Source organism: Ruegeria sp. HKCCD7296 (assembly GCF_013110775.1).
Taxonomy (GTDB): Bacteria; Pseudomonadota; Alphaproteobacteria; order Rhodobacterales; family Rhodobacteraceae; genus Ruegeria.
The window spans coordinates 144,126-164,338 of the sequence record NZ_WVRF01000010.1 but is presented as its reverse complement, the minus strand read 5'-3'; the positions used below and the strand labels follow the sequence as shown (position 1 = coordinate 164,338).

Here is a 20,213-nt window from a genome sequence, read left to right as displayed (position 1 = left end):
GGCTGCTTTGACTAGGGCAGACGTGGGCGGAAAACATGGCAGTGACCGCTTTGCGAACTAAGCTGTCATTCAACAAACCGCAGCACATCACCAGAACCAGGGGCCAACGCTTCTCTTAACCACAAGTGAGTGTCAGGCAGTATTGGTTCTTGGACGAAAAAGTTCTCACCGTCTTCTAGTTGAGCCGCCAAAGCTTTTTCTTTTCGGGCTTCATCGTGGTGTCCGAGTTGCCAAAGCGATAGGATAAGCAGCTTACGAAAGCCTCGAACGCTTGGCTTGAGGTCAATCATCTCGCGCAGAGTGGATACTGCTTCTTCGTAATCCGCACCACAATACTCTGCTACAGCCATTTGCAGTCTGCGGTACGTCCAGAACGGGTCATTTCGAAGTTCGGTACCCTTACGTATTGCGGCGGCTGCTTTCTGATACTCTTGAGCCAGAGTATATGCGTAACCCAGCCCTATATGCGCTTGCGGATAATTCGGACTGAGATTGTAACACGCCTTCGCGTCTGACATCACTTTAGTGGGGTCACGCTCGGTCAGGCTTCGAAACATGCATCTTGCAAAGAACGCGAAGTCGCTTTGCGGCAATAACTCGACGGCAAGATCAAGCGCACGCGAAAGCTCGTCCAAAGTTTCGCCTTCAACAGCTTCGAACCTCACTTTGTATCGCTGGAGCACTCCAATGGCCCACATACATTGGCTCATACCGTCCCTAGGGCTCAGGCGTCTGGCGCGGTCCATCACAGATACGCACCGTTCAAGATCCGGTATCGTGCATTCATAAAAGAGGCCTGCCGCACGGGTGCGCAGTTCTGAAACGCTTAGATTTTCATCTGGGATTTCACCAATACGGTTGTTGTCCAGTGAGTTGACGAACAACCGCAACTTTGCGTCAACTTCCCCAGCCACTTCATCCGTGAATGCAAAAAGATCAGTGGCTTCATCCTCAAAAACATCTGCCCAAACCGTTGCGGCGTCGTCAAGAAGCACCAGCGAGAGATTGACCCTTGCCCGGTTACCCGACCGGCGGAACCTGCCGCGAAGGTTGTAAGTTGTTCTTCCTGTCGTGCCGATGGACATGTCGCGCACCTTGATCCCCGTACGCCGGGACAATCCGTAGACAATCTGCTCGTGCAAATCCTCAGCGGCAGCCTTGGTTTCTTCGTCAGGCGGTGCGGCAACAAGCCTTTCAACTCCTATAGTAGGCACCTCGTTGGAGCGGCTGCTGACGGTTAATTTATCTGGCCGCCACTGGAAGCACTGAATTGGGCGAGGGATATTCTTTAGCTTGAAACTGCCCGCATCCGAGAAACCCGCGCATTGTTTTTCTGATAGCTGATTGTAGACATCGGCGGAAATTAGAACGCCCCCAGGCGGCGCCTCGGTCTGCAGACGACAAGCAATGTTTATGCCTGTTCCGTACAAGTCGGTTTCATCTTTTACGATATCACCCATATGGATGCCCATGCGCAGTCGAGTGTTCGGGTGTTCCGCAAGGCCGCTCTGCACTTCCAGAGCCGCAAGAACGGTCGACGCGGCATTTGGATAGGCCACAATCCAGCCGTCACCCATCCGTTTTAGAACTTCACCTTCATGCTTTGCGACAATTGGCTCGAAGAGTTTGTCACGCAATTCATGGACCAAGTCGATTGCAGCGCTTTCGTCCTGCGCCATCATTAATGAGTAATCCACCAGATCGGCTGCCTGAATGAACGCAAAACGGCGTGACATGTTGTTTCTGTTTCTCCCCAAATACTCTCAGGATGCCAATTTTGGGTCTCGCAGAATGGCGGGTCTCAACTCTTCGAGACTTACTGGTCATAGGGGCGTTGTCAAACCAAATGGCTTTAACGAGTGCGGCCGCTCTGGGCTCGATGCGGACATTCAGTTAATAACGCCCAATGTCTGCAATGCGGACAAAGCTGACGCTTGCGATATGGCTACCAACGTCTGCTATTGCTCCGGGCAATCAATAAATGATAACTTTGGATGGTGTTACATTAGTCGAGAAATAGCATTATCTAAGTTTTAGAGACGTTTTCCAGTAGGCTTGGCTACATTTTCTGACAAATGAAATCCTTTCGCTTGAAAATTAGCTAAGCGCGCAGCGCCATCACCACTTGTTGATACAGCATCCAAAATCTGCCAGCATACTTTGAAATGTCTTACTTCGAACGTCATGTGAGTATTTTTGCGAGTTTGATGTGTACAAAAACTCAAAGCGACTATTGACGATATTGGCGGCAGATGTTGCTGGGTTTACGAAGCTCGTTTCTGAGGATGAAGAGGCTACCCTACATCGTCTCGCAGAGCTTCGTTCGATTATGGACCCGATTATCGAGTCCTATGGAGGCAGAATCGCAAACACGGCAGGCGATAGCGTGCTGGCGTGTTTTGACAATCCGTCCGGCGCGGTAGAAGCAGCTATTTCTATTCAAGAACAACACAATGCCAACAACGCTCAGCTTAGAACAAGCGACCGTATGAGGTACCGGATCGGCATCAATATTGGTGAGGTGGTTCAGCAACCCAACGGTGATTTGCTGGGTCATGGAGTGAATGTAGCATCCCGACTTGAGACGATTTCGGAACCCGGTGGTATCTGTTTAGCCGAAAACGTTATTGAGCAAGTCAAAGGAAGCTTGGATTACCGATTCACAAAAATCGGCGAGCATTTTGTCAAAAACCTTGATCAACCATTGAAGGTATACAAAGTAGGCGAGGCCACCCTGCCAATCTACGAGAAGGCCGTGCGTAGACTTCAAGCTTGGGTTCGTGGGCAGTACTTTTTGCCCCTTTTGTTCGCGGTTGTATTAATATCTATTGGCTTCTCAGCCTTTGCCCTTCTGTCAAACAAATCCGACGAAGCCAAAAATTTTGACCCTGAATACCTCGAGGACTTTCTGACGTTAGATCCATCTCCGGAAGAATTGCTCGATTTTTTTGATTTGGTAACCGTCGGCGAATACAGGGATTCGACTTACTACGTAATCAGAACGTGGGGCGCAGAATTTGAGATTCTTGAAAAGGTTTCCGAAGCCTTAGGTGGCCACCTCGTTACCATCACTGACGAAGAAGAAAATGACTTTGTGTATCAACTGACGCTGGAAGATGATGGGCACTGGGCGTTTGAAGGAAACCTCGCTCTGGGACCATTAATTGGTTTGGTGCAGGACCCTGAAGGCGCGGAGCCTGATGGTGGCTGGAGATGGGCAAATAGTGAGCCCATAAATTTCTCCAATTGGAAGCGAGGTAGTCCCGACAACAGCAGCGGCAATCAGGATTTCGGAAATTTTCAAGGCCCTAATGTTCCCAAAACCAGCCCTCTATGGAACGACACAACAGTATGGAAGCGTTCATTCATAGTTGAGGTTCCCAAACCTTAATTCCGCAATGTACCAGACACACTTTTGCGGAAGGTTCATAAATCAAGCCTGGTGCTTGACTGATTCCAGAACACCTCACTAGCATCAGTGATAAGTATTCTGGTGGAGTATTGGTGATATGCGACTTTTTTTCGTTTTAATTTTAATTTGTTGTGTTGGGTTTTTAGGCGTAAAACCGGTTGTGGCCGATTTCGCAAACGCCCAAAAAAGACTGGAATTCTTCTCCGCGAATAGTTCCTACCGAAATGCCTGGTGCCCGGAACGTAAGCCTTCCAAATTCACAACCGCACCGATCACTCAACCCTTCAAAACAGCATCCGGCAAAGACCGACCTCCCGCTGTTTTTATGAATGAGCTCGGCGCAGCAAATTCCCATCTACTTCGTACCGGTTCCAAAGCGGACGCCAGCCAGATTGCCGATCAGCTTGCAGTTGCCGCTCAAGCCAGAGCATTCGAAAAACAAGGTTTATACGATGGCGTGAAGATAGACGCAGCCTGGTGGCAAGCGAACATCTTGCTCAACTTGTCTATGGTGTACGGTTCGCTAAGCGCAATTCTGGGAAAAAATGACCCAAGGGTTGTCACAATTGCAGATTGGGGAGATAGACTTGCAGCAAGAGCTGGCTCAGTAGGCGGTTTTGAACAGATGTATGGTAAAGAAGGCCATGCCGCCCGTGCGGCTGGGCTTTTGGCATGGGGTGCAGAAACAGGAAATCGCAAGGCGTTCAAAAAAGGTGAAAGAGACTTAGCATATTTAGCACGGCAAATGCGCCCGAATGCCCCTTTGGCCGGTACATTTGACCAAGCTCGCAACAAACGTCCGGCCAAACGACAACTACACTACACGTTTATCACATACGGATACCTCGTGCTTGCGATGGATGCATCGCGGCGTGGTGGTGGAAAAGGCTTTAGGCATAAGAGCCGTCAGACAGATATCCATGGAGCATTGGTATGGCTTGTTCAATCATCAGTCGCGCCGAAAAATCCAGTTGGATTAAGTGGTCCCCAAGACACCTTTTTCTGGACTACGCGAAGCGATAGGTACCACAATCTCGCTTGGGCGGAGGCTTATCTTCGCAACTATCCTAACACCGAAGCAGGATTGCTTTTGAAAAGAAAGCTCAAAGGCAAACGTTCGCGCGGCGTGTTTGCCGGGTGGTATGGTGGCAACCTGACCTGTTCTCTTGGCCCGGGCAGTTAGGCCCAACCAAGTTTCGTGAGTGCCGCTTGTTTGCGCTTAAAAATTGGCGCAACAAAGTTGGGAACCTGTCATCACGTGCCATGTTCATTAAATTCATAGTGTAGCGTAGTGTACGAGAAACACCGGCACCAGTGAGCTTGTGGTGCCAACCTCTTGGACTACGCGGTACAATGTTGATTGGTTTCTTAGTCGTGGCTGGAAACAAAGCCGACGTTCGTGCACCATGCAGTATCAGGCACTATGGGCTCGCTGCAGACGTTCGCTGCGCAGTGCATCAGTGACCGCTATGCGGACAAACCTGCCTCCGCCTGGCGTTCGCTCTGCAATTCTCTGGTCTCGCAAGCCTTGTGTGATATCCATGTTGAAATGTGATCAGGAACCGAGGGCAAATTGTGCCGGACTCACAGGACAACGCTTATGAACAAACCCTTCGAGCCGAACTTGTTCGAGCGCGTGACCGTGAGGCCGCGACGCGGGAAATCCTGACTGTCATAAGCCAAAGCCGCGACGATGAGACGCCAGTTTTTCAGACAATCGTAGAAAACGCAGCGCGGTTGTGTAGTGCTCCGATGACCTTTGTGGTTTTGATCAATGAGGACCATACCGAATGGAAAATTGCTGCTGCCACGGGGGAAGCGACTACTATGATGAAGGTCGGCAACGTCTTTCAAGTCGGCCGAGAATTTGCACCTTACAAAAGCGTCAAAACGCGTCGGATCGTCGAAGAACCTGATATACGCGAGACGGAGTTCTACAAATCCAGGCATGCGGATGCGATAAAATTGGTGGACGTCGATGGTATCCTGTCGCGTGTGTTCGTCCCGCTTGTTTCGCAGGGGAAATCTCTTGGCAATCTGGTTCTGCTGCGACGAGAGGTCGGCAAATTCGCACCTGACGACCTGCTTTTGGTCGATAACTTTGCCACCGAAGCCGTCATCGCCATCGAAAACGCGCGACAGTTTAGAGCCTTGGAAAAGCTGAATGCAGAACTTGGAGACCGCGTCGAGGAACAGGTAGGCGAGATTGAGCGAATGAGCCGTCTTAAACGCTTTCTTCCAAACGCTGTCGCCGACACGGTGATCTCCTCAGGCTCTGAGGCCTTGTTGAAAAGCCATCGCTCCCTTTTGGGTGTTATTTTTTGTGACATTCGTGGGTTCACGGCATTTTGCGAAACTGCGGAACCCGAAGAAACCATCGAGGTGTTGCAGACCTATCACGAGGAAATGGGGAAGCTGATCAACGCGCATGGAGCGGGCGTCGACCACCGCATGGGCGACGGGATTATGGTGCTGTTTAACGACCCGTTGCCCTGCGAGGACCCTGCCGGTGACGCGGTTAGGCTCGCGGTCGCGATGCGCGCTAAAATGGTTGAGTTGTCCAAGCAATGGAAGCGGCTTGGTCATAGACTTGGGTTTGGCGTGGGCGTATCGCTCGGATATGCAACTGTAGGCATGGTCGGGTATGAAGATCGATCAGACTACACCGCCTCGGGCACTGCGATCAACGTGGCGGCACGTCTCTGCGATATGGCCGAGGACGGTGAGATACTGCTCAGCACCCGCGCGGCGATCGCCGTGGAAGAGGAATTCCCGTCGGTTTCAGCAGGAGAGGTCACGCTCAAAGGTATCCGCGAACCAGTTGAGGTTTTCCGGATGACTTTCGACAATGCAGAGTAGAATAGCAGGCATTGGCGACGGTTGCTCTGAAGGCCGCTTTGGGCCTCAAGGCAGTCATCCGAGTCATTTTGTCAGATGACTGCTGTCGCGCGCTAAGCGGCCGTTGCTTGTCTGAAATTTCCGATTTTTGATTTGGGCGACCGCTTTCATGAAAACCAGACGCTAGCCAGAAATTGGCGAATGACTGAGTTGCGGGACGAAGGCGGCGTTCGCTGCGGCTCTGAATACTTCGAAAGTTTGCAAAAAACCGTATGTCTAGAGATGAACCGAATAGATCGACCACTTCTCCGAAAACCCCTTAAGCAGATGTTCGCCCTCATCCCTCAGGTTATGGCCTGAGCCGGCAACCAAGTCTCGCACGGTTCTGGAGACGAGCAATTGATCGGCTTCTGCTAGTGCTGATACGCGGGCGGCTAGATGGACAGCCACACCTGCTATTTCGTCGCCGCGAAGCTCACATTCCCCTGTATGCAAGCCACAGCGGACAGAAAGCCCCAAATCACGAGCGATGGAAACGATTTTCTTTCCGCATGATATGCCCCTGCCAGGACCATCAAAGGTTGCAAGCAGTCCGTCACCGGTTCCTTTTACCAGTCGCCCATTATGCTCAGTGATGGCTTGAGCACACAGTTGGTCATGTTGGTTAAGCAGGTCTTTCCACGCAGCATCACCCAATTGATGGGCAAGATCCGTAGATCCAACAATATCGGTAAACAAAATAGTCGCCAAAACTCGTTCGCTCGGAAGGAGGGGTTTCTCACCGGTGACGTAGGCCTGAATTTCTTCAATGATCCTTTCGGAGTCTCCAACCCAGGGAAAATGATCTTCCCCGGGCAGCTCCTTGAACTGGGCGCCTGAAATCCGATCTGCAATCCAACGCCCTTCTTCTATATGCGCGTCTCGATCACCAGTGCGGTGCAACACGAGAGTTGGCACGTGGACGGCGGGGAGAACATTGGTCAAATCTATCTCGGTATTCATCTTAAGAAGAGTCACAGCCGCACCGGGACTGGCGCTTCTCCTTAGGTATGCGCATGTCCGTCGCATAAATGCCTCATCATTGGCCTTGCTGGGCGCATAGTGCTCCAAGTCCATCAAGTTACCCCACTCTCGTTCGACGAACTCATAGTCCTTTTGACGTTCTTCAGGAGTGGGCGCCCAGGGATATTCCGGGCTCCATATGCGCTTGCCGAATGCGCCAAACATAACAAGCGCAGATGTTCGTTCAGGGTGTGATGCGGCAAAGAAAGCGGCTAGGTTGCCACCTTCTGAAAAACCGATCAGTGCCGCGCGCGACGAGTTTGCAGCATCCATAACCGCAAGCAAATCGTCAGCGCGTTCTTCAAGCGTAGGCAGTTGATCGTTTGAAACCCTGTCTGAAAGGCCAGTTCCACGCTTGTCAAAAAGGATCAATCTCGCAAACGACGCAATTCTGGACAAGAAACGGTTTAGCGTCGGTTCCTCCCAGCAAAGCTCCACATGAGAAACCCAACCAGGCACATAAACTACATCTAAGTCACCTTCACCGACCACCTGGTAAGCGATGTGAGTATCCCCGCTTTTGGCGTACTTGGTTTCAACTGGGTTCATCTCAGACTAGCGTTCTGCAGTTGGAAAAGTTGATCCAACATATCATACAGATATTGCGTAAGAGAGGTTGAGTTTCTTGTCAGCGAATTTGAGGGAATAGCCAGGGTCGCCAAAACTTCCGTTCTGGGCTCGATGCGGACATTCAGTTAATAACGCCCAATGTCTGCAATGCGGACAATGCCGTTGTTTACGTGGCTTCGAAACTCTAGCCGTGTAGGCGAACAGAACAGAAGGCTGCTCTTGCTATAAGGCGGAGTCTCAGATGGCGAGTTTGGCGTATTTCGTTGCGGGCGTGCCGGCCTGTAGCCATAGTCCTGACCGAACGAAGTAGGAGATGCACCTCATGCCCGCCCGCAACAGATTTGCCGAACTGCATGCCGAGATCACTGAATGGCGGCGGGACATTCATGCTCATCCCGAACTGCGGTTCGAAGAACATCGAACTGCTGCAAAGGTGGTCAAATTGCTCACAGAGTTTGGCTGCAATGATGTGGTCTCTGGCGTCGGCCGGACCGGGGTCGTGGGCGTGATTCACGGTCGAACGCAGGCATCAGGCAAGGCGATTGGGTTTCGAGCGGACATGGACGCATTGCCAATTCCGGAAACCACAGGTTTATCGTACGCCTCGACTAATCCTGGCGTTATGCACGCATGCGGTCATGACGGACATACTGCAATGCTGCTTGGTGCTGCGAAATACCTAGCCGAAACGCGCAATTTCAACGGTACCGTAGTGCTGATATTCCAGCCCGCTGAGGAAGGTAGCGGTGGCGCGCGCGCGATGCTTGACGATGGATTGATGGACCGTTGGGGCATTCAGGAAATTTATGGGATGCATAATTGGCCGGGCATTCCAGCTGGTCAGTTTGCAGTGCGCGACGGACCGCAAATGGCCGCTACTGCGTTTTTCGAACTCACAATCAAAGGCAAGGGAGGCCACGCAGCGCTACCTCATATGGCGGTGGATACAACGGTGGCTGCTGCGCAGGTGATTACCGCGCTACAGACCATCGCGGCACGCAACATCGACCCGCTAAAATCCGTTGTTGTTTCCACCTGTGGACTGCGCAGTGACAGCAATACCTTCAACGTTATCCCGGACGAGATAAAATTGCGTGGTACGGTGCGCTATTTCGATGCTGATGTACATGAGATCGTGCAAAAACGCCTAGGCGAGCTTGCCGAACTGACGGCGCAGGCAAACGGTGCAAAAGCACATCTAGATTACACTTCACGCGTGCCACCCACCATCAACAACCCAGAGGCCGCTGCGCGCGCTGCTAAGGTGGCACAGGCAATTTCCGGCGATGTTATCCGTGAATTCGACCCGGTCATGCCCGGCGAGGATTTCTCTGAAATGCTGGCCGAACGGCCCGGAGCTTATCTCTTCATCGGCAATGGTGACAGCGCTGCCCTGCACAACCCGGCCTACGAATTCAACGACGACATAATCCCGGCAGGCAGTACATGGTACGCAGAGATGGCGGAGAGGCGCATGCCAATTTGATCAGGAGTAGCTGTCCCAATATGACAACCGCTGTACTAAGAAACCTGTTTCCCGGTTAGATGGTTTGCCGTCGGTTGGTTAGTAGGAAGAGATGACTTTGCACTTAAGTCATGCTCTTTCTTGCGGCTATTCCTGGGCCCTGTGCCGCTTCGATCGGCAGCAGATCTTCTCGAAATTGCGGTTATGCTGCGGGCAGCAGTCGCCGCTTGTAGCGGGCCTTGCGCTTCCACAAAGGATTGGCAGATCGAATACGCATAGGTCATGATTTCTGGCGAGAAGGTTTCGAATTTTGTGAGGGTAGCCACAGTTAGAAAGAGAGCCATGCCTCGCATGAACAAATGATAATGTTGAAGAGGGTTCTGCACTTCGCGCTCGATCAAACGGGAAAGGCAGTATCCGCCTAGTCAACGGCACCTTCCCGCGTAAGAATTTGTCCTTACAGTTCGTAGTTTTCCAAATACGTCGGATTTCGCTCCGCGCTGCGCTGATTGGCACGATTTGAGTCGTCCGGTTAGACCGTTAGTGCGGTTTGGTTAAATGACGAACAGATTGCTGTTCAGATTTAGATAGCAAGCGGAATCTCCCAATCGACTAACGGTCTACTGGACAAGGTGTAAGAAATCCTATGGTTAAATCGACCAAACCTTGTGCGGCACATGCTTGAGCATGAAGCTAATCAGCGAAAACTCGACCGTCTGTTTTAATCAAAACGCATGCCCACCATCACCCGTGTATTGAATTTGTGAGACATTATCGCAAAAAAGCCCCGCGCAGAGGCAGGAGTTATTTGGCCGCTAGCCCATTGTTGCGAGAACTGCGACGCGCCGAACTCGTACCCCCTCATTAAAATCGTAAATCCCCATCAAGGCGCGCCGCCTCACTCTGATAGATTTGCCGTTTGTTCAAATTGCGCCCATAGGATGAAAAGTGCGGTAGCCTTCTGACATTCAAAAATCGCAATTCAATCTTCGAACAGATAATGAAAAGCTCGTGGGGCGACACGCCGAACTCAACAACCCCCTAAAATCCGGCTAGAAAGACCGGATCACCCAAAAATCTTCACGTGCCGCCCACGGGAAGAGGATCGCATTGTGGCAAAGTTGTGTCCACGGCTCGTTCTGAAACTTACTGTTCGCACTTTGGAAACAGACTATTTCGACTGAGCTTGCCGTATTACGGGAATCCCCCAATTTTAGGCAAGGCGCCGATTGAGTAGTGTGGGATCACATTATCAACTTACCCCCTCGTGATGAAGATAGGGGCTGGCCCGAACCCCCTCAGCCAGCCCCTACGATTGTTCTAGGGTCAGGACCTTTTAAAACGCCCCAACCTCAATCGCAGCTATTGTAAACCGAAGACGTTTGAAAAATTCGGGCTATGACCGCTGAGCGGACAAACCTGACATTCGGAACTACTCCGTGTAGTCTATTGGGATTGATTAGGGAGGCTTCGAAATGACCAATCCCAATGAAGTCGCACATCATTACCATTCTGGTCACTTGCTCAAGCGGATTTCCGATGGTTGCGCAGCACTGGACTTGACGCCGCCAATTTCCCACGACGCTTTGGCCCCGGTTGACGAGTTTCACATTGGCGGACGCCTCGCGACCGAACCGTTTGTGAAGGCTCTCGGCCTTTCGTCCGAAAGCCGGGTTGTCGATTTTGGATGCGGTCTCGGTGGTCCGGCGCGCTATGTCGCTGCGGCTACCGGGGCGCATGTAACTGGCGTCGATTTGACCGCTGAGTTTGTAGAAACAGGACGCGCTCTTACAGAATGGACAGGTTTGTCTGATCGGGTGCAACTCATCGAAGGCAGCGTGCTCGAGTTACCGTTAGAAGCCGCGTCAATGGACGTCGCATATATGATCCATGTTGGCATGAACATCGCGGACAAATCCGGCATAGCGCGTGAGGCAAAACGGGTTCTCAAGCCGGGAGGCATCTTTGCAATCTACGATGTGATGCAAGTGGGAGAGGGGGAAATGGACTATCCTGCGCCTTGGGCGTCTTCTTCAGATCAAAGTGCGCTTGCTCCGCCTGATACATATGAGGCTGCTTTGAAGTCCGTTGGTTTTGAGGTGAGTGACCGGATCGACCGCACTGCATTCGCTAAACAGTTCTTTGCGGATCTGGCAGCCGCGCAAAGCCGTTCAGATGGCCCTCCACCTTTGGGTCTTCATCTGATCATGGGCGAAGACACTGCACTTAAGGTTCAACACATGGTTCGGAACATCGAACGTGGTTTGATTGCCCCAATTGAACTTCACGCGCGCTTGCCAGTTTAGACCACTGTCCATTTGGTGGTTGTACGGTCTGGTCAAACATTTCTGGATGACATCCGTTTGATGTTTAGTCGCCTAAATCAGAAATAACGGACTTTAGACGACGGATGGCTTCCGCGCTTATGCGATCCTTGTCCACAGTGAGGGAATAGCCCTCATCCTCCTCGTGGATGATCGGGCTCTCTCGCGCAGCGGCTTCGTAGGTTGCTGTTGCCGCGTACGTGCGAATCGGGTTTTGAAATCCTTTCACCTGAACCGGCTCACGCTCTTCAACCGAGAGCCAATCTTTCACCAAAGAATAGGTTTCTGCTGCCAGCAATATGCCTCCAGGATCGCATTCAGCCTCAAGCCTTGCAGCAAGATTTACTTCTCGCCCAATTGCAGTGTAATCCATCCGATCATTGGAACCGAAATTGCCTATTGTGCAGTAGCCCGTGTTGATGCCTATGCGGGCCTGAAATGGTCGATCAATCAAGCCTTTGCGCCGCCATCCAGTTTGTAGGTCGTTCAAGGCGCGTTGCATGTCGATCGCCATCCGAACGCAAGCGGCTGCATCTTCCTTTGCGCCCAGACTTTCGGGTTCGCCAAAATACAGCATCACCGCATCCCCAATGAACTTGTCGAAATATGCGCCGTGTCTCTGGGCGATCTTGGACATTTCCGACAGATACTCGTTCAGTAACGAGGTCAGTTCCTCTGCTTCAAGCTGATCAGTAATCTCGGAAAAATCGACAATGTCGGAGAAGAATATCGTGAGTTTGCGGCGGCGACTCTCGATAGCCGCTTGCTGGTTACCGGCTATAATTGACCGATAAAGTTGAGGCGGCATGTACTTGGCAAGCTGTTTGGATACGTTCTCCAGGGTCTTGTTCGATTCACGCATTTGGTTCAGCAAATACAAGTTATCCAAAGCGATATTTGCCTGCGCTGCAAACGTCTTGAGAATATCGAATTGCTCTGTTTGCAGCTTACCGATCGAATGCCGCAACACGGCAAGAGCTCCAACGGTCTGCCCACCTTGAGAAATTGGGACCATCGTTACGGCCCGCGCTCCAGACGCAAGGAAGTTGCCAGCACCAATTCGAAACTGATCTTGTGCCGCCGCGACGTCTGGCAAATCAATCGCCTTGCCATTCAAAATGACGTGGCCGTGGATAGTCTCTGGATGAAGAGGAGCTGGAAAGCGGCGCCGCCAAGCCTCGACACCAGCTGGTTCTGGGCCGGAGATTGCGCCCAAAATCAGTTTGTTTCCTTCCCTCAATCCGATGCTGATTGTCGATTTTGGAAACAGTGTTTGACCCGCTTCAACAATGGAGTTGAAAACCGGTTGGGGATCTCTAATAGAGCTGTTTACCACGTCCAGGATTTTGGCCGTCGCCACTTGTCGATCCAGCGCTTCCTTCAGCCGGATTTCCAAAGCCTCTAACGCGTCAGCTGTTTTGTTGGGCGGATCAGGCACGAGGTCCGGTTGCGATGTTCTCTGACCCTTTGACATGTCGATCATCCTTTTGGGTGATTAACTATCAACCAGGTCGTAATGTTTGATGGATCGAGACTCGACGAGCTCCGCTTTTGCTGGATCAATGTGCGGGCTTTGGTAGTCTTCTCCCACGAAGGCCCTAAGGGCCTCCAAGCTCTCCCATACCATGACAAAACTGAATTCTCGTGGGGAATCCTCTCTCGGGGCCCCCGGAAGAACGCGCACGATCCCCGGAGTACTATTCATTAGGGGAATAGCCGTTTCATGAAAAAAGCGGCCAAACTCAGCCTCTTTTCCGGGACGTGTTGTCACCTGAAAGATACGCATAATCATACACAATCCTCCCAAAGGTCGGGTTCTTGGATGTATGTATGCCTCAGGAATTCATACTAGCACACTTGGTTGGGACTGTCTGCTGCGGGCTCGGTTCGCGCATTCGGTAGGTTCGCAAGTGGGTCTGCTTTGCCTGTCCTTAGGGTAGTAAGCAGTTTGTGGTAATCTTCCAACAACAAACCGGGGGGTGATATGGCTAAAACTGCTTTGATTACTGGTGCTTCAAGCGGGATAGGCCGAGCGACGGCTATCGATCTTGCTGCAAAAGGATGGCGAATACTCGCGCATGGACGGCGCGAGGAAGCGCTTCAAGAAACGATTGCCAGTGTCGAGGCGGCCGGTGGCACGGGCGAATGGTTTGCAGAAGAAATGGGCGACATGAATTCTGTGGCCGCTCTCGCAGACTGGGCGACACAGACTGAGCGATTGGATGCGATGGTCCATTGCGCCGCCAAGTTCACCTATGGCGCTGTCTCGACTGATCGGTTTGCAGATTGGGACACATCCATCGACCAAGTATTGCGGGCAACCATCCGACTTACCGCGCATGTCTTACCTGCGGTCCGTGAAGCAGAGGGAGCATTTGTTTTTATCTGCGGGCCGACATCTTGGGTTGGCTGGAAAAATCACGCCATTCATTGCGCCCTCAGACACGCTCAAGCTGGTTTCGCGAAGGCCCTATTCGAAGACGTCCGAGAAGACGGTGTTCGCGTCACCCTTGTGCACCCCGGGTTTGTAAATACTCCAAACGTGTCCGACGCAGGCAAAGACCGCTCTAAAATGATTCAGCTTGAAGAAATTTCGACGCTAATCTCGACTGCGATAATGCTACCCAACAACACCTGCGTGACAGAGCTCACGCTGCGCCCCCAAAGGACGCCTTATTTGTGAAAGGCTCGCTACGGCTGGTTGTTCAAAAGGCGTCGATCCAAGAACGCAGCAAATGCTGCAAGGGAACGTCGCAGAATGCGGACCGGCCCGCGTGACGCTTCCACCATGTCGTCGTGTTGGTTCGACCGAGCTTCGCCGAGTTCGGCTTGTGCTGGATCGACGTGAGGGCTTTCATCGTCTCTCCTAGGACAACCTTTGGAGCTGTCCCACCTGTCCGGATCAATTACAAAGCTGGACTCGCTAAGCAACACTGATCTTCCTGCGCTTGGGAAAACCTGAACGACACCCGCATCTGCATTACAAGATCTAAAATCGTTCAGATATTGGTTTGCACGCTAAATATGGGGATTTCGCCCTTACCCTTGATGTCGCGAATGCCCTCTGCTTTCACAGTGAAACGGTCGGGCAAAAGTTTGGCGGTGTTCTCCGTGACAATGATTTGGCCAGGCACACCTTGGCTTTCCATTCGTGACGCCAGATTTACCGCATCACCCCAAAGGTCATATGCAAACTTGCGCTTGCCAATGACGCCGGCCACAACCGGCCCCGAATTCACCCCAACTCTCAAATTAACATTGAAATGCGTGTGCGCACTGATCGCGATCGCGGCCTTGTGCATCTCCATCGCAAGCTCAATTGCGATTTCAGCATGGTTGCGCTTGTCTTCGGGTACCCCGACAACAACCATGTAGGCATCACCAATCGTTTTTATTTTTTCTGCGCCATAGCGGCCCGCCAAATTATCAAATTCAGTGAAAATCAGATTCAGGGACTCAACAAGTTCGGCTGCAGAAAGTTGCGAACTCGCAGCTGTGAAGTTCGCGATATCTGCGAAAATAACCGATACTTCTCGATGTTCATTTGCAATAACGCGCTCGCCATTTTTCAATCGCAAAGCAATTGGGGCCGGCAAAATATTGTGTAACAACTTCTCGGCTCGTTCATATTCGCGCTTCATACCTTCTTCTGCGGTTTCAACCAGATACTGATTAATTCCAAGATAGAAGACCAATGCCGAGCTTACGCTGATAGTGTTCAAGGCAAAGAGGAAAATCATAGACACGTCGGGCATAATTACCCAAGGCTGCAATGTGATTGCCAGTACACCGACAAAGACGGCAAAAGCAACGAGTGCTGTGCAGATCATTGCTTTGCGTGCCCATGAAAACTGCGGAGTAACTAGGCATACAATGGCAGACACAAGCGGGAAGAGCCAAAACATTGCTCCGACACCTGCATAGAGCGTACCAAGCAAAGCGTGCAGCGGTATTTCTCCGAAATAGAGGAGATGGACATACCACATAGGGCCTTGGCGATGCCGCCAAAGAAAACCGTATACGGCGAACAAAACCGTCACGGCGATGTTGTAGTACGCCATCGTGGTGACGCCGTTCAGGGCAAAAATGAGCGCCCACGAACCGTGAGAAAAGCTCGCAACCCAAGGTCCAAGCCGGTGGAACATGTAGAACCGCGCCTCTTTACCTTCGATCCCCGGCGGCGTCCAAAGCATAAGTTCGATGGTTCGCTGGATAAAATCAAACATGAGAAACCTCCAGCCAATCATCGCAAAAGTCCACCAAGTGACCTGATCCACTCAGAAGAGGGTGCCGCATTGTAAAGGCCCAAAAATCTGTTCGGATCTATTCTTGTGACACAGCATAAGCCACAATTCGACACGCTATATCGCCGCTAGTATTGGTTCAACGGACACACAGTTTAAGTTATCACATTTGGCCGCTGTGGGCTCGAAGCAGTCTTTCGCCGCGTAATGCATCAATGACCGCTGTGCGGACATTCCGGACACTTGATTATCCAATCTCTGCTTGGCTCCAATCTAAACTATGGAGGCCCATTCGGACACGACGGCCCACCCCAACGCATTGGTCCCACAACAGCTAACTGCCGAGATTTGCCCTGCCGCAGATGTCGTGCACGACTGCGATACGGGTGAAGCGCAACACGAGCATCCGGCAAGCATGCCCTTCTGCGCGATGCCTGACACATCAGCAAGCGCGTACAGCGGTTTTGTTGGTGGATTTGTCGTATCCCGTGGTGGAGATAGTGACGCGCGGTCTAGATCGAAGTCGTCTGATACAGGGAAAATGTCGCCCTCAAGCACGGTCCCCCAGATGCCGATGTCTTTGATCTTTTCCGCCTCTACCTCGAATGGGTCTTCTTCAAGGATGGTGAAGTTCGCGAACTTGCCGGGAGTGATCGAGCCAATCTCATCCTCCAATCGAAGGGATTGGGCTGCATCGATGGTTACAGCCCGCAAAGCGTCTTCTACAGATAAGCGGTGTTCGGGACCAGCCACGCGGCCAGATACTGTCGTCCGGTTCACACCAGCCCACACGAGAAACAGCGGTTCACCCGGAGCCATTGGTACGTCTGAGTGGAAAGAAATCGGGGTTCCACTGGCCTTGATTGGGCCAAGGGGCACGATGTCATCCGCACGGTCCGGGCCAAGCCCAAGCTCGCTATATCGATCTGACAGCGCGGTTACGTAGTATGGATTGCCGCTGACGATGCAGCCCAGTTCAGCGATCCGCATTGCTTGATCTTCTCTTGCATAACCGAAGTGGACCAGTGTCGTGCGGTGATCGGCGCGCGGCATCCGGCGCATGTTTCGCTCAACAGCGTCCAAGATCAAGTCCACGGCAAGGTCGCCGGTTTGATGAACATGCAACTGGTAGCCTGCCTCCCAGTAGGCATCGAAAACAGGATTGAACTCATCCGGTTGCATAATCCACTCGCCGTGGAAATCGCCGCCGACATAGGGCTCCGAGACCTGCATGGCCAAACTGTAAACAGCGCCATCGGCGAAGAGTTTCACCTGCTTCGGCATGAAAGCCGTCTTGCCTTCACCCCATTCGAGTAGTTTTTCCGTCTCTTCGATCATCGTGCCGTTTTGGAGGTGCAAGGCAGCCAGAGATTTCCCGTCGGGTATGAAATAGGTCCTGAGCGGTGCGTCAGGCCCGGAAAAGACGGCGTTGGTTGCTTCTTGCAGAGGGCGCGACAGCACGCCTCCCGGTTCCGCAGCAACCGTGACGCCTGCACGGTGCATATACTCGCGCGCCAGCCTGAGACCAGCGCCCAGACGCTCTGGTGTTGAAAGCACCGGTGCAACTGCGGGAAGAACGGCAAACATGCCCGCCTCGAAGAAATACCCGTCTTCAAAGCTCGACTGCTCAAGCGCAAGCCCCGCAAAGCCATTTACGAAGTCTTCGGTGATGCCCAGAAACTCCAATGCGGGCGTGTTCAAGATAAGTTCGTGTGCAGATCGGTGGACTATGATGATTGGGCGTGTGCTGCTGATCTCGTCGAGTTGTGCACGCCTGATCTCGCCATGAAAAAAGTGGTGGTATCCCCATGTCAGTAACAAGGCGTCGGGATCATCCATTGCCGCTTCAGCGGCTTGCAAGCGAGACTTATAATCCGCTTCATCCTCGGCGGCCTTCGAAAAGCCAGTCGGAATATTCCAATCCTCAATCGATATGATCTCGGAGGTCAGGGTCAATCCGGCGAGGAAAGGGTGCACATGCTGGTCGATCAAACCGGCAATGATCACCTTGTCAAAAAACCGTTCGTCCAGCCGAAACGGCTGCGAACCAATCCGATTAACGATTGCATCGCGCGATCCCGCGGCCAGAATACGGTCTCCGACCACGGCGACCGCGTTGATTGCTGGGTCGTTGTCCTCCATGGTGATGACGCGCTGCGCTGTGTAAACAGTGATTTCGGGCAGCGTCTGAAGCTGGCTTCCAAAATCCTGCAATGACGAGGCCGCATGAGTTGAGGTGGCATGAGAAATCGCGATCATTGACGCGCTGCCGAGGATGGTCATTGCCGTGCGGCGGGTAACGTTCAGTTTGGTCATGGCTCTTAATGCTCAGTAAGGCGAAATTTGCCTGAGCCTAGCATCGAGATGATCTTAGGTGGAAAGGAAAACTGCTGCCGATATCGAATTGAGCGCCAAGTTTCCCAAGCAAAATGATGCTATGATTTAGCGACTGACCTCGACCGCTTTGGGCTCGAAGCAGTCGTTCGCCGTGCGGTACAGCAATGACCGCTCTGCGGACGAAGCCGCCGGACTGCATAGCCTGCTTGATTTTGTTTTCTCAGATTGGAAGGCCTGCTCTTAGCCATCCATCCCTCCATTGCTCCGAGCATTCGGGAACGCTGAAAATGGGGAGTCTCGTTTGTTCTTTAATGTCTAGATCCGGACGAAGCTCCTTCAGTTCAGATACCGCAGCCCTCGCTGACTCTAGGTCTCCGTTTTGAGCCAAGGATGCGATGAGCATGAGATGCGTAATCACGAATTTCGCCCTAATGGCCAAGGCGTTTCGATTGGCCTCAACGGCTTCAGCATAGCGGCCAAGTTGGAAAAATGCGGAGGCCTGCCCGACATAGGCTGCGTGCCGCATCGGATCTTTCGGACTGAGATTGATTGAGTGTGTCGCGTGTTCCAGGGCTTCTTCGGGTCTGTCGAGAAAACTCAGATTGATGCTAGCGAGCATGTGAACGGTCGCAGCGTTTGGATTTTCGGCCAATGCTTGTTTGAAAACTGCGCGAGCTCGCGGCAAGTCTTGTGCAAGCATAGAGATCGAGTGTGCGGCGTAGGCCAACGCAATTCCATCTGCGCGATCGCTCAACAATACACGTTCTGCTGCAGCAACAGCTGCCTTCGGCCCTTCGTCAATCGGTTTCAGTCCTTGCACCATCCTTTGGATATGCAACCACGCAAGTAATCCAGCTGCCGACGAATAATCAGGATCGCGCTCCAACGCCAGACGCGTAAGGCGAATGGCCTCACGGTTGTCTTCGTCCGTCAGCAGGTGAAAATGTGACTGGGCCCGAAGATAAAGTTCATAAGCGTCGAGATTTTCTGTCGGTTTCGCCCGAGCGCGAACTGTCTCGGCACGGCGAACGGACGGTTCGATCGCCGTAACAACTTCCTGCGTGACCTGATCTTGAAGGTCAAAAACATCGTCCAGCATCCCATCGAAACGATCGGCCCAAAGATGACTGCCATTCTCTGCATCAATTAGCTGTCCTGTTATCCGAAGACGCTGGCCTGCGCGCCTTACCGAACCCTCAAGCACATACCTCACGCCGAGCGCCTGCCCAACTTCGCGAATGTCGGTGCTCTTACCTTTAAAAGTAAAAGATGAGTTTCGCGCTACGACCATCAACCAACGAAAACGAGACAACTCTGTTATGATGTCCTCGGTAATTCCATCAGCGAAAAACTCTTGTTCCGGGTCGCCTGACATATTGTCAAACGGCAGCACAGCAATACCGGGTTTCTCAGATTTGACAGTTGCACTTGTAGCCGTCGAACCGACAGGCCACCGCCACACGCCAACTGGGCGTGCAATGTTCTTCAACTCAGTCTTCCGACCGCCAGAGAACGAGGCGGCGGCTTTCCGGTCTAGGCTGTTGTGTGCTGTGTCTGAAAGCAATATCTGCCCCGGTTCCGCTAATGCCTCGAGACGTGCAGCTATGTTGATACCGTCACCGAATATGTCATCGCCTTCCGAAACTACTTCCCCTGTATGTATGCCGATGCGGACTTGAATCTCCTGTGGTCGGTCAGCCGTCTGAACAGCAATCGCGCATTCTGTCGCAGCCGATGCGGAGCGAAACTCAGCAATCCAGCCGTCACCCATGCTTTTGATCAATCGCCCTTCATGAATAGCCAAAGCGGGCATTAGATGATCCTCACGGAAAGCCTTAAGCGCTTTGAGTGTTCTGTCCCTATCCTGATCCATCAACGCCGAGTATCCAGCGACATCAGCCGCCAGCACAGCCGCAAGCCTCTTTTCCATGTTTCTCTCCCCGCTTGTTGGAAGCTAGCCT

General features: G+C 52.3%; 14 protein-coding genes. 6 read left to right on the top strand and 8 right to left on the bottom strand.

The window, feature by feature from the left end:
• Positions 1–65 precede the first annotated feature (65 nt).
• Positions 66–1,736, bottom strand: a complete 1,671-nt coding sequence (locus tag GS632_RS14615; RefSeq protein WP_170756998.1) for an adenylate/guanylate cyclase domain-containing protein — start codon at positions 1,734–1,736, stop codon at positions 66–68.
• A gap of 473 nt (positions 1,737–2,209) precedes the next feature.
• Between GS632_RS14615 and GS632_RS14610 the strand changes: the two genes are divergently transcribed.
• From GS632_RS14610 to GS632_RS14600, 3 genes are all read left to right on the top strand, one after another.
• Positions 2,210–3,391: an adenylate/guanylate cyclase domain-containing protein gene (locus tag GS632_RS14610; protein WP_171722077.1), complete on the top strand. Its 1,182-nt coding sequence runs from the start codon at positions 2,210–2,212 to the stop codon at positions 3,389–3,391.
• Between the two features lie 118 nt (positions 3,392–3,509).
• Positions 3,510–4,595: a hypothetical protein gene (locus tag GS632_RS14605; RefSeq protein ID WP_171238400.1), complete on the top strand. Its 1,086-nt coding sequence runs from the start codon at positions 3,510–3,512 to the stop codon at positions 4,593–4,595.
• A 392-nt stretch (positions 4,596–4,987) separates the two neighbouring features.
• Positions 4,988–6,271, top strand: coding sequence for an adenylate/guanylate cyclase domain-containing protein (locus tag GS632_RS14600; protein WP_170756997.1), 1,284 nt, complete (start codon positions 4,988–4,990; stop codon positions 6,269–6,271).
• 255 nt (positions 6,272–6,526) lie between these two features.
• On the opposite strand, the gene GS632_RS14595 is transcribed toward GS632_RS14600, so the two are convergent.
• Positions 6,527–7,861 carry an adenylate/guanylate cyclase domain-containing protein gene (locus GS632_RS14595; protein WP_171175851.1) on the bottom strand — a complete coding sequence of 445 codons (1,335 nt, stop codon included), beginning with the start codon at positions 7,859–7,861 and terminating at the stop codon, positions 6,527–6,529.
• A gap of 343 nt (positions 7,862–8,204) precedes the next feature.
• Between GS632_RS14595 and GS632_RS14590 the strand changes: the two genes are divergently transcribed.
• Together GS632_RS14590 and GS632_RS14585 are read left to right on the top strand one after the other, a co-directional pair.
• Positions 8,205–9,368 (top strand): M20 aminoacylase family protein, encoded by a 1,164-nt coding sequence (locus tag GS632_RS14590; protein WP_170485048.1) that lies wholly within the window; start codon positions 8,205–8,207, stop codon positions 9,366–9,368.
• A 1,454-nt stretch (positions 9,369–10,822) separates the two neighbouring features.
• Positions 10,823–11,653, top strand: a complete 831-nt coding sequence (locus tag GS632_RS14585; RefSeq protein ID WP_170485050.1) for a class I SAM-dependent methyltransferase — start codon at positions 10,823–10,825, stop codon at positions 11,651–11,653.
• A gap of 64 nt (positions 11,654–11,717) precedes the next feature.
• On the opposite strand, the gene GS632_RS14580 is transcribed toward GS632_RS14585, so the two are convergent.
• Together GS632_RS14580 and GS632_RS14575 are read right to left on the bottom strand one after the other, a co-directional pair.
• Positions 11,718–13,145 carry an adenylate/guanylate cyclase domain-containing protein gene (locus tag GS632_RS14580; RefSeq protein WP_171722076.1) on the bottom strand — a complete coding sequence of 476 codons (1,428 nt, stop codon included), beginning with the start codon at positions 13,143–13,145 and terminating at the stop codon, positions 11,718–11,720.
• A gap of 21 nt (positions 13,146–13,166) precedes the next feature.
• Positions 13,167–13,463, bottom strand: coding sequence for an antibiotic biosynthesis monooxygenase (locus GS632_RS14575; protein WP_170485053.1), 297 nt, complete (start codon positions 13,461–13,463; stop codon positions 13,167–13,169).
• A 192-nt stretch (positions 13,464–13,655) separates the two neighbouring features.
• Between GS632_RS14575 and GS632_RS14570 the strand changes: the two genes are divergently transcribed.
• Entirely contained in the window at positions 13,656–14,354 is a 699-nt protein-coding gene (locus tag GS632_RS14570; protein WP_170485055.1) for an SDR family oxidoreductase, read from the top strand.
• 22 nt (positions 14,355–14,376) lie between these two features.
• On the opposite strand, the gene GS632_RS14565 is transcribed toward GS632_RS14570, so the two are convergent.
• The 4 genes from GS632_RS14565 to GS632_RS14550 form a co-directional block, all read right to left on the bottom strand.
• Entirely contained in the window at positions 14,377–14,529 is a 153-nt protein-coding gene (locus GS632_RS14565; protein WP_170485056.1) for a hypothetical protein, read from the bottom strand.
• A gap of 141 nt (positions 14,530–14,670) precedes the next feature.
• On the bottom strand, positions 14,671–15,897 hold the full coding sequence (locus GS632_RS14560) for an adenylate/guanylate cyclase domain-containing protein (RefSeq protein ID WP_170485058.1): 1,227 nt from the start codon (positions 15,895–15,897) through the stop codon (positions 14,671–14,673).
• A gap of 291 nt (positions 15,898–16,188) precedes the next feature.
• Positions 16,189–18,231: an amidohydrolase gene (locus GS632_RS14555; RefSeq protein WP_245224464.1), complete on the bottom strand. Its 2,043-nt coding sequence runs from the start codon at positions 18,229–18,231 to the stop codon at positions 16,189–16,191.
• A 241-nt stretch (positions 18,232–18,472) separates the two neighbouring features.
• Complete coding sequence (locus GS632_RS14550) at positions 18,473–20,182, bottom strand: adenylate/guanylate cyclase domain-containing protein (RefSeq protein ID WP_170756999.1); 1,710 nt, start codon at positions 20,180–20,182, stop codon at positions 18,473–18,475.
• Positions 20,183–20,213: the final 31 nt, after the last annotated feature.

Excerpts from the sequence above, each read along its gene's own strand:
- GS632_RS14615 (WP_170756998.1), bottom strand. The coding sequence starts at position 1,736 with ATGTCACGCCGTTTTGCGTTCATTCAGGCAGCCGATCTGGTGGATTAC.
- GS632_RS14605 (WP_171238400.1), top strand. The coding sequence starts at position 3,510 with ATGCGACTTTTTTTCGTTTTAATTTTAATTTGTTGTGTTGGGTTTTTA.
- GS632_RS14595 (WP_171175851.1), bottom strand. The coding sequence starts at position 7,861 with ATGAACCCAGTTGAAACCAAGTACGCCAAAAGCGGGGATACTCACATC.
- GS632_RS14590 (WP_170485048.1), top strand. The coding sequence starts at position 8,205 with ATGCCCGCCCGCAACAGATTTGCCGAACTGCATGCCGAGATCACTGAA.
- GS632_RS14585 (WP_170485050.1), top strand. The coding sequence starts at position 10,823 with ATGACCAATCCCAATGAAGTCGCACATCATTACCATTCTGGTCACTTG.
- GS632_RS14580 (WP_171722076.1), bottom strand. The coding sequence starts at position 13,145 with ATGTCAAAGGGTCAGAGAACATCGCAACCGGACCTCGTGCCTGATCCG.
- GS632_RS14575 (WP_170485053.1), bottom strand. The coding sequence starts at position 13,463 with ATGATTATGCGTATCTTTCAGGTGACAACACGTCCCGGAAAAGAGGCT.
- GS632_RS14570 (WP_170485055.1), top strand. The coding sequence starts at position 13,656 with ATGGCTAAAACTGCTTTGATTACTGGTGCTTCAAGCGGGATAGGCCGA.
- GS632_RS14565 (WP_170485056.1), bottom strand. The coding sequence starts at position 14,529 with ATGAAAGCCCTCACGTCGATCCAGCACAAGCCGAACTCGGCGAAGCTC.
- GS632_RS14560 (WP_170485058.1), bottom strand. The coding sequence starts at position 15,897 with ATGTTTGATTTTATCCAGCGAACCATCGAACTTATGCTTTGGACGCCG.
- GS632_RS14555 (WP_245224464.1), bottom strand. The coding sequence starts at position 18,231 with ATGACCAAACTGAACGTTACCCGCCGCACGGCAATGACCATCCTCGGC.
- GS632_RS14550 (WP_170756999.1), bottom strand. The coding sequence starts at position 20,182 with ATGGAAAAGAGGCTTGCGGCTGTGCTGGCGGCTGATGTCGCTGGATAC.